The sequence below is a fragment of the Streptomyces alkaliterrae genome (assembly GCF_007097205.2).
Taxonomy (GTDB): domain Bacteria; phylum Actinomycetota; class Actinomycetes; order Streptomycetales; family Streptomycetaceae; genus Streptomyces; species Streptomyces alkaliterrae.
This window is the reverse complement of sequence record NZ_VJYK02000278.1, coordinates 1-7,351: the sequence shown is the minus strand read 5'-3', so window position 1 is coordinate 7,351 and position 7,351 is coordinate 1. Positions and strand designations below refer to the sequence as shown.

The window sequence follows — 7,351 nt, the reverse complement described above, 5'->3', positions numbered from 1 at the left end:
GCCCACGCCGGCGCCCTCGACGACACCCTCGACAACACCGGCCTCCCCCAGGGCATCGCCGCCCTCGACACCAGCCTCGACGCCGCCTTCGAACAAGCCAACCGCCACTACGAGAACGACTGACCCGCCAATCGGCGGGCTTCACCCAACGCGAGGGCAAGCGACAAGTCCTTCGTGCGCGACCTGCACCTCGACACCGAGACCCTGGCCAGGATCTCGGCACAGGTCGAGGAAAAGTTCGGCATGAAGCTGCCGGACAAGGGGGTGGCCGGTTTCGCCACAGTCGGTGACCTGGTCTCCCACATCCAGACGGTCGACGCCGAGAACACGGAAGCCGCCGGGGACCTCAAGGCCAAGATCGGACACGCCGAGTAAGGGCCAAGCCCCCGGCGCCCTCCGGGCCGCAGCGAGGATTCACCGACGCCCAGCGCGACCGATCAGGGTTCCGATATGGCCGGGCTTCGGCGCGTCCAGCACCCGAACGTGGGCGTTGACCAGCCCGGCCCCCGCCAGGAACTCCTCCCACACCTCCGGCGTGTAGCTGTAGCGGTAGGTGAACATCGCCGGCCCGGCGAATCCGCCCTTGTACATCCCCTGCGGCCCATAGGCACCGGGGATGGCCGGCGGTTGGGAGAAGACGAACACCCCGCCGGGGTTGATTCGCTCAGCGACCAGCGGGAACAGCCTCGCCGGGTCCGCGAACCACGCCGCCCCGAACATGGAGTACACGGCGTCGTAGGTGGTGGTGTCGCTCTCCAGGTGTTCGACGACCTCCGCACAGACGAACTCGACCCCGAGCGACCCCCACCTCTCGGCGGCCTGCTGCACCATCACCGGAGACAGGTCGACACCCGTCGCCTTGACGCCTCGCCGGGCGAGATACGCGAGCGCCCGGCCCGTTCCGCATCCGATCTCCAGCACGCTCTCGGGCTTACCGAGCAGTTCGACGCCGGGCCCGTGGTCGCCGTACTGCGTCCACCGGAACACGGGATCGGAGTCCGTGACCGTCTCCCTCGTGCTCTCCGCGTAGGCGTCCCAGAGCGCCCGCTCATGCCCGTAGTTGTGCTCCGCCGTCATGGCATCACCTCTCGTAGGTCGGCGGCCTCCGCCTGCGGATCACCGGACGGAGGCCGCACTCTAGTCGACCTAGTGACTGTCCGGAACCTTGCTGTCACACGGGGAACAGTTGGCGCCGTCCATGGCCCACAGTTCGTCGTCCGGCTCGAACCCCTGTTCCCGAATAATGTCGGCGGTTCGAATGACCAGCCCGTCGTTTCGTCGTTCGATCAGCGGCGCGTGATGCTTGTACCTTCCGCCGTTATAAACGTCGCAGAACGCGAAGTAGACGGGTGTGTCGAGGATCAGCGTGTGCACACCGATGTCCACGACCTTTCCTACACCGATGTGAAGCTCAGGACGCTCCATCGCGGTGACCGTGTAGGCGATCGCATTCGCCATGATGCGTTCAGCCATGTCTCGAACCATGACGTTGTCGCGCATCATGAGACGAATTTCGCGCTCCCACAGCGAGATCCCCGACCCGGGGCTTTCAAGCACGTTGTACGTGCACTCCTTCACGCGTGGACGCACTGCGTCGAGCAGCGCCCTGGGGTCACGGTGAGCGGTGCTCACCGGACTCTCAAGCATCGTTGTCACGAGCCTTTCCTCCCTTTCTGCTGATTTCGGACGACTACGGGGCACCAGCCCCCGAACCGACACCGCCCACCGCACGTTCCGCTCGGACGGGGGCTCATCGGTGGTGCGGTTGCGACCCTGACCCGGGATGGTCGCCATGGGGTGAAGCCGAGTCCTGCTTCACGACAGGTTGTGTCCAGTCACGGGCCAGCCGTTCCCGCGTGTGTGATTCACGAAGGTGACGGCGGAGGAGGACCCGTACGTCGGTCGCCGTGCTCTGGTCGCGCACCCGGTCGGCGCTCTGCAACCGCGCCGTCAGACGCCCGCACTCGGCGCACCCGCCCACCGGCACCGGGGGCGGGGCGGGGAACGGCCATCGGGTCACCATCGCGACTCCGAAAGCTTGTTGATCTCCCGCACTCTCAGGTGCAGCACGTCGTTGGTGGTAGCGGAGCGCACGTCGCCTACGGGCACATCCCATTCCTTGCCGCCGCCCTCTGGGCGAAGCTGCACGTAGGGGCCCGTGCGGCCCATCACGACGCCGAGTCGGCCGCATCTATGGTCGATCGCCAGCGTTCCCACGTCCGGGTGCTCCGGCGTAGTGTCTGTCATGACTGCCTGCCTCTTTCAGGTGGTCCGTGCCCCGGGCCGTCGCCACGGTCGCGGGGTCTTCACGTAACAGACAACCCGGAGTTGTGCCGCGCGGGTACCGTGAGAAGAGCAGCAGCGTTTAAGAGCTTTAAGCCCCCGAGGAGTTGAAGCTTGTGGCCAAGCCCGCCCCAAACAAGGATCTTGAGCGCCTGTACAGGGAGAGCGGCTGGACACTGCGTCAGTTCGCTCAAGCGGTGAACCGGGTGGGCACCGAGCAGGGCACTCCGCTCAGGTACCGCGAGCCATCGGTGCACCAGTGGCTCCAAGGCCACAAGCCGAGAGAGCAGGTACAGCCGGTGGTGCTTGAGGCCCTGTCACGCAAGCTGTCACGACCGATCTCTCACCGCGAGGCAGGCTTCTCTTCACACGAGGGCCAACCGAACACGTCTTCGAGTACGGTGGGAGGCTTAGTCGATCTCGGGAGTCACGACATGAGTCCTTCTCGCCGGGCCGTACTCGGGGCAAGCCTCTTCTCCGTCGCGATGACCATTCCGAACTGGCCCGACGTCGTCGGCCGCATGGAGGCCGCACAGACGTCCACCTCCCTGCGGATCGGCAGCTCCGAAGTCGACACGGTCGCGGCGATGACCGAGAGGCTTTCGGAGTTGGACGACGAGTTCGGAGGCCGGCACGCAAGGCCCATGGCCGCCGCCTTCCTGGTGAACACCGTGGCCCCCTACCTGAAAGCCGACGCCCGGGAGACCGTCAGGAAAGACATGATGGGCGCGGCGGCCTTTCTGTGCTATCTCGCTGGATGGATGGCGGTGGACGAGGGCCTGCACGGACTGGCGCAGAAATACTACGTCAAGGGTTTGGAGCTGGCTGGGGCAAGTGGCGACCACTCCACTTACTGCCACATTCTGCGCGGGATGTCCGTGCAGGCGGCCGACCTGGGACACGGAAATCCCGCAGTTCGATTCGCGGACGCCGCAGCCGCGGTTGCTCCCGGCGCCGAACACCGCATGCGCGCCTTCTTGACCGGCCAACAGGCACACGCATACGCAGTTCTGGGAAACCGACGAGAAGCTTACCGATTTCTACAGGAGTCCACCTCCGCCTTGGAGAAAGCCGAAAGCCAGACCCACACATTCGGCGGATATGCACCCGCCACACTGGCCTATCACGAATCCCAGGTAAGGCACGAGCTCGGCGACACAGAGGGAAGCATCAAATCTCTCGAGTCTCATTTTCGGCTACGCACCAGAGACAACGACAGCAGACGAAGCGGAATTCGATTCACGGCCATGCTCGCCGAGAGACAGCTGAAACTGGGACACCTGGAGGCGGCCTGCGCCAGCTGGAGTCAGGTACTCGACGACTACCCGACGGTGAAATCAGGGCGCGTGGATCGAAGCATCGCGACCATGCGCAACTCGCTGCGGCCGCACCTGCGGAACTCGCGGGCCCGTGACCTGCACGAGCGCGCACGGACGGCGATGCCGGCGCATCTATCTACGTAGGGAGCACGGCAGACGTGGCCCCTACGGTCGACCCCTCGCCCCCGGAGGGGGCATTGCGTCAGAGTGACGGTTAGTGTGGGGGTGTGGCTCAACTACGTCTCGCCCTGAACCAGGTCGACTCCACCGTCGGCGATCTTCCCGCGAACGCGGACACCGTGCTGCGCTGGACGCGGCGGGCCGTCGAGGAGGGCGCGCATCTGGTCGCCTTCCCGGAGATGATGCTCACCGGCTACCCGGTGGAGGACCTGGCACTGCGCCCGTCGTTCGTGGAGGCCAGCCGGGCCGCGCTCGTCGAGCTGGCCGGCCGGCTGGCAGAGGAGGGTCTGGGCGGCGTGCCGGTGGTCGTCGGCTACCTGGACCGGATGGCCGAGCCGACGCCGCGCTACGGGCAGCCCGCCGGCGCCCCGCAGAACGCGGGTGCCGTGCTGTTCGGGGGCGAGGTGCGGCTGACCTTCGCCAAGCACCACCTCCCGAACTACGGCGTGTTCGACGAGTTCCGCTACTTCGTGCCCGGCGAGACGCTGCCGGTGGTTCGGGTGCACGGCGTGGACGTCGCGCTGGCGATCTGCGAGGACCTGTGGCAGGACGGCGGCCGGGTCCCGGCGGCCCGCGCGGCCGGCGCCGGGCTGCTGCTGTCGATCAACGCCTCCCCCTACGAGCGGGACAAGGACGACACCCGGCTGGAACTCGTCCGCAAGCGCGCCCAGGAGGCCGGCTGCACGACCGCCTATCTGGCGACCACCGGCGGCCAGGACGAGCTGGTGTTCGACGGCGACTCGATCGTCGTGGGCGCGGACGGCGAGGTGATCGCCCGCGCGCCGCAGTTCACCGAGACCTGCCTGATGCTGGACCTCGACCTTCCCGCCGCCCCGGCGGACCCGCCCTCCGGCACGGTCGACGACGGCCTGCGGATCGACCACCGCACGCTCAGCCCAGAGCCCCTGCCGGCGTACCCGGCGCGGTTCACCGGCGAGGTCGCGCCCCCGCTCGGCGACGAGGAGGAGATCTACACGGCCCTTGTCACCGGGCTGCGGGCGTACGTCCGCAAGAACGGCTTCCGCTCGGTGATCATCGGGCTCTCCGGCGGCATCGATTCGGCGCTCGTGGCGGCGCTGGCCTGCGACGCGGTGGGCGCGGAGAACGTGTACGGCGTCTCGATGCCGTCCCGCTACTCCTCCGGGCACTCCCGCTCGGACGCCGCCGAACTGGCCGAGCGCACCGGCCTCAACTTCCGCACGCAGTCGATCGAGCCGATGTTCGACGCGTACATGGGCGCACTCGGGCTGACGGGCCTCGCGGAGGAGAACCTGCAGGCGCGGCTGCGCGGGACGCTGCTGATGGCGCTCTCCAACCAGGAGGGCCACATCGTGCTCGCGCCGGGCAACAAGTCCGAGCTCGCGTGCGGCTACTCGACGCTGTACGGGGACTCCGTCGGCGCCTACGGCCCGATCAAGGACGTCTACAAGACGACCGTCTTCGCCCTCGCCCGCTGGCGCAACCGGGCCGCCGCCGAGCGCGGCGAGACGCCGCCGATCCCGGAGAACTCGATCAGCAAGCCGCCGAGCGCCGAGCTGCGCCCCGGCCAGGTCGACGCCGACTCGCTGCCCGACTACGACGTGCTGGACCGCGTTCTGGAGCTGTACGTGGACCGGGACCAGGGCGCGGAGCAGATCGCGGCGCGCGGCTTCGACCCGGCGCTGGTGACGCGGGTGCTGCGGATGACGGACACCGCCGAGTACAAGCGTCGGCAGTACCCGCCGGGTACGAAGATCAGCGCGAAGGGCTTCGGCAAGGACCGGCGGCTGCCGGTGACCAACCGCTGGCGGGAGTCCGCCGGGAGCTGAGCGCCGGCCCGCACCGACGGCCCCGGCGGCTCACGCGGTGCGGCGCGCTATCCGATCACCGGCCAAGCCGATCAGCGCGCCCACCAGGGCGATCCCCACATAGCTGGCCACCTCGTACCCGTCCACGGTGAAGTAGCGGACGAAGCCCATGAGGTGGATCCAGCCGAACCACTCGCGCAGCAGCCCGCTGATCCCGCCGACGACCAGGACAAAGCAGACGAAGCCGGTGACGGTCGCCAGCGGCGGCCGGGAACTGTTCGAAGCCATGCCCCGACAGTAGACGGCCCCGGACCGGCGGCGCATCGGCCGTCCGGCCAGGTCGGGGGCGACGAAGGTCGAGGGTTCGGGCCCCCTGCGGGCTCAGCCCACGCTGATGTCGGAACGTTCCGTGGTTCGGCGGGAGCGGGCGACGACGCGGGAGAGTCGGGAGCCGTCGCGGTCCAACGCGCCGCCGAGCAGCGCGAGCACAAGCCCGACGGCGGCGAGCACCGCGCCGACGAGCATCGGGGAGTCCCAGCCCCAGCCGGCCGCGATGGCCGCGCCGCCCAGCCAGGCACCGCCCGCGTTCGCCAGGTTGAACGCGGAGTGGTTGGAGGCGGAGGCGAGCGTGGGCGCGGACCGGGCGTTGTTCATGACCAGCATCTGGAGCGGGGTGGTGGTCATGAAGCCGACCGCGCCGATCAGGGTGACGGTGACCAGTGCCGGAACGGTGCTGTGCACGGTGTACCTGAAGACCAGCAGCAGGGCGGCGAGCGCGGCGAGTGAGCCGTAGAGGGTGGGGCGCAGCGCCCGGTCGGTGAGCGGTCCGGCAGCGAGGGCGCCGAGGGTCATGCCGATGCCGAAGAGGGCGAGGACGCCGGTGACGGCCGTCGCGGAGAGGCCGGTCAGCTCGGTCGTCATCTTCGCGAGGTAGCTGTAGACGGCGAAGACCCCGGCGAAGCCGAAGACGGCCGTGAGCAGGCCGAGCAGCACCTGGCGGTCGGCCAACGCCCTTACCTCGCCGCCGAGTCCGCCGCCGCGCGCCAGCGGCAGCCGGGGTACGAGGGCGTACAGCGCGAGCATCGCGAGCAGGCCGATGGCGGTGACGACCAGGAAGGTGGCGCGCCAGCCGAGCTGCTGGCCGAGCGCGGTGCCGGCGGGGACGCCGACGATGTTGGCGACGGTGAGTCCGAGGAACATCGTGGCGACGGCGCGTGCCCGCCGTTCGGGGGCGACGAGTTGCGCGGCGACGACGGCGCCGACGCCGAAGAACGCGCCGTGCGGAAGCCCGGCGAGTACCCGGCCCGCGAGCAGCGTGCCGAAGCCGGGCGCGAGCGCGGAGGCGAGGTTGCCGACGGTGAACAGGGCCATCAGCGCGACGAGCATGCGGCGGCGCGGCACCCGGACACCGGCGGCGGTGAGCAGCGGAGCGCCGATGACCACGCCGATGGCGTACGCGGAGACGAGATGTCCGGCGGTGGGCACGGAGGTGCCGAGGTCGTCGGCGACCTCGGGCAGCAGCCCCATCATGACGAACTCGGTGGTGCCGATGCCAAAGGCGGCCACCGCCAGGGCGAGCAGCGCGACGGGCATGAGGGGCCTCTCGGAACGGGGACGAGCGGGGTGGACCGACGACTTTGTTTCGCCGCAAAACAAAGTCTCCCACAGCCGCACCCCCGGAACACCAAGACCAGATGACCACCCGGTCACACCCACCCGGCCGGACGGTGCCGCCACCTCACCGCGACCAGCCCCGACACCACGCGCGAGCAGGCACGACGC

The 7,351-nt window shown here is 69.0% G+C and carries 8 protein-coding genes; 3 read left to right on the top strand and 5 right to left on the bottom strand.

The genetic code is table 11. From position 1 onward, the window contains the following. Nucleotides 1-174: 174 nt before the first annotated feature. Nucleotides 175-375 carry an acyl carrier protein gene (locus FNX44_RS21290; RefSeq protein WP_143650251.1) on the top strand — a complete coding sequence of 67 codons (201 nt, stop codon included), beginning with the start codon at nt 175-177 and terminating at the stop codon, nt 373-375. Nucleotides 376-414: 39 nt separating this feature from the next. Here the strand turns inward: FNX44_RS21290 and FNX44_RS21285 are convergent, their stop codons facing one another. From FNX44_RS21285 to FNX44_RS21275, 3 genes are all read right to left on the bottom strand, one after another. Continuing rightward, nucleotides 415-1,077 carry a class I SAM-dependent methyltransferase gene (locus FNX44_RS21285; RefSeq protein ID WP_143650249.1) on the bottom strand — a complete coding sequence of 221 codons (663 nt, stop codon included), beginning with the start codon at nt 1,075-1,077 and terminating at the stop codon, nt 415-417. Between the two features lie 69 nt (nt 1,078-1,146). Further along, nucleotides 1,147-1,656 (bottom strand): hypothetical protein, encoded by a 510-nt coding sequence (locus FNX44_RS21280; RefSeq protein ID WP_143650247.1) that lies wholly within the window; start codon nt 1,654-1,656, stop codon nt 1,147-1,149. A gap of 360 nt (nt 1,657-2,016) precedes the next feature. Then, entirely contained in the window at nt 2,017-2,247 is a 231-nt protein-coding gene (locus tag FNX44_RS21275; protein WP_143650245.1) for a hypothetical protein, read from the bottom strand. A gap of 152 nt (nt 2,248-2,399) precedes the next feature. On the opposite strand from FNX44_RS21275, the gene FNX44_RS21270 reads away from it, so the two are divergent. Next, nucleotides 2,400-3,746 (top strand): NsdA family TPR-like regulatory protein, encoded by a 1,347-nt coding sequence (locus FNX44_RS21270; protein ID WP_143650244.1) that lies wholly within the window; start codon nt 2,400-2,402, stop codon nt 3,744-3,746. 83 nt (nt 3,747-3,829) lie between these two features. Further along, nucleotides 3,830-5,590, top strand: a complete 1,761-nt coding sequence (locus tag FNX44_RS21265) for an NAD+ synthase (RefSeq protein ID WP_143650242.1) — start codon at nt 3,830-3,832, stop codon at nt 5,588-5,590. 30 nt (nt 5,591-5,620) lie between these two features. Here FNX44_RS21265 and FNX44_RS21260 read toward each other — a convergent pair whose 3' ends face one another. Then, nucleotides 5,621-5,857: a hypothetical protein gene (locus FNX44_RS21260; RefSeq protein WP_143650240.1), complete on the bottom strand. Its 237-nt coding sequence runs from the start codon at nt 5,855-5,857 to the stop codon at nt 5,621-5,623. Between the two features lie 93 nt (nt 5,858-5,950). Next, nucleotides 5,951-7,162 carry an MFS transporter gene (locus tag FNX44_RS21255; RefSeq protein WP_143650238.1) on the bottom strand — a complete coding sequence of 404 codons (1,212 nt, stop codon included), beginning with the start codon at nt 7,160-7,162 and terminating at the stop codon, nt 5,951-5,953. Nucleotides 7,163-7,351 lie beyond the last annotated feature (189 nt).

Bases quoted from the DNA above. Each gene is read 5' to 3' on its own strand.
- FNX44_RS21260 (WP_143650240.1), bottom strand. From the start codon at position 5,857: ATGGCTTCGAACAGTTCCCGGCCGCCGCTGGCGACCGTCACCGGCTTC.
- FNX44_RS21285 (WP_143650249.1), bottom strand. From the start codon at position 1,077: ATGACGGCGGAGCACAACTACGGGCATGAGCGGGCGCTCTGGGACGCC.
- FNX44_RS21255 (WP_143650238.1), bottom strand. From the start codon at position 7,162: ATGCCCGTCGCGCTGCTCGCCCTGGCGGTGGCCGCCTTTGGCATCGGC.
- FNX44_RS21275 (WP_143650245.1), bottom strand. From the start codon at position 2,247: ATGACAGACACTACGCCGGAGCACCCGGACGTGGGAACGCTGGCGATC.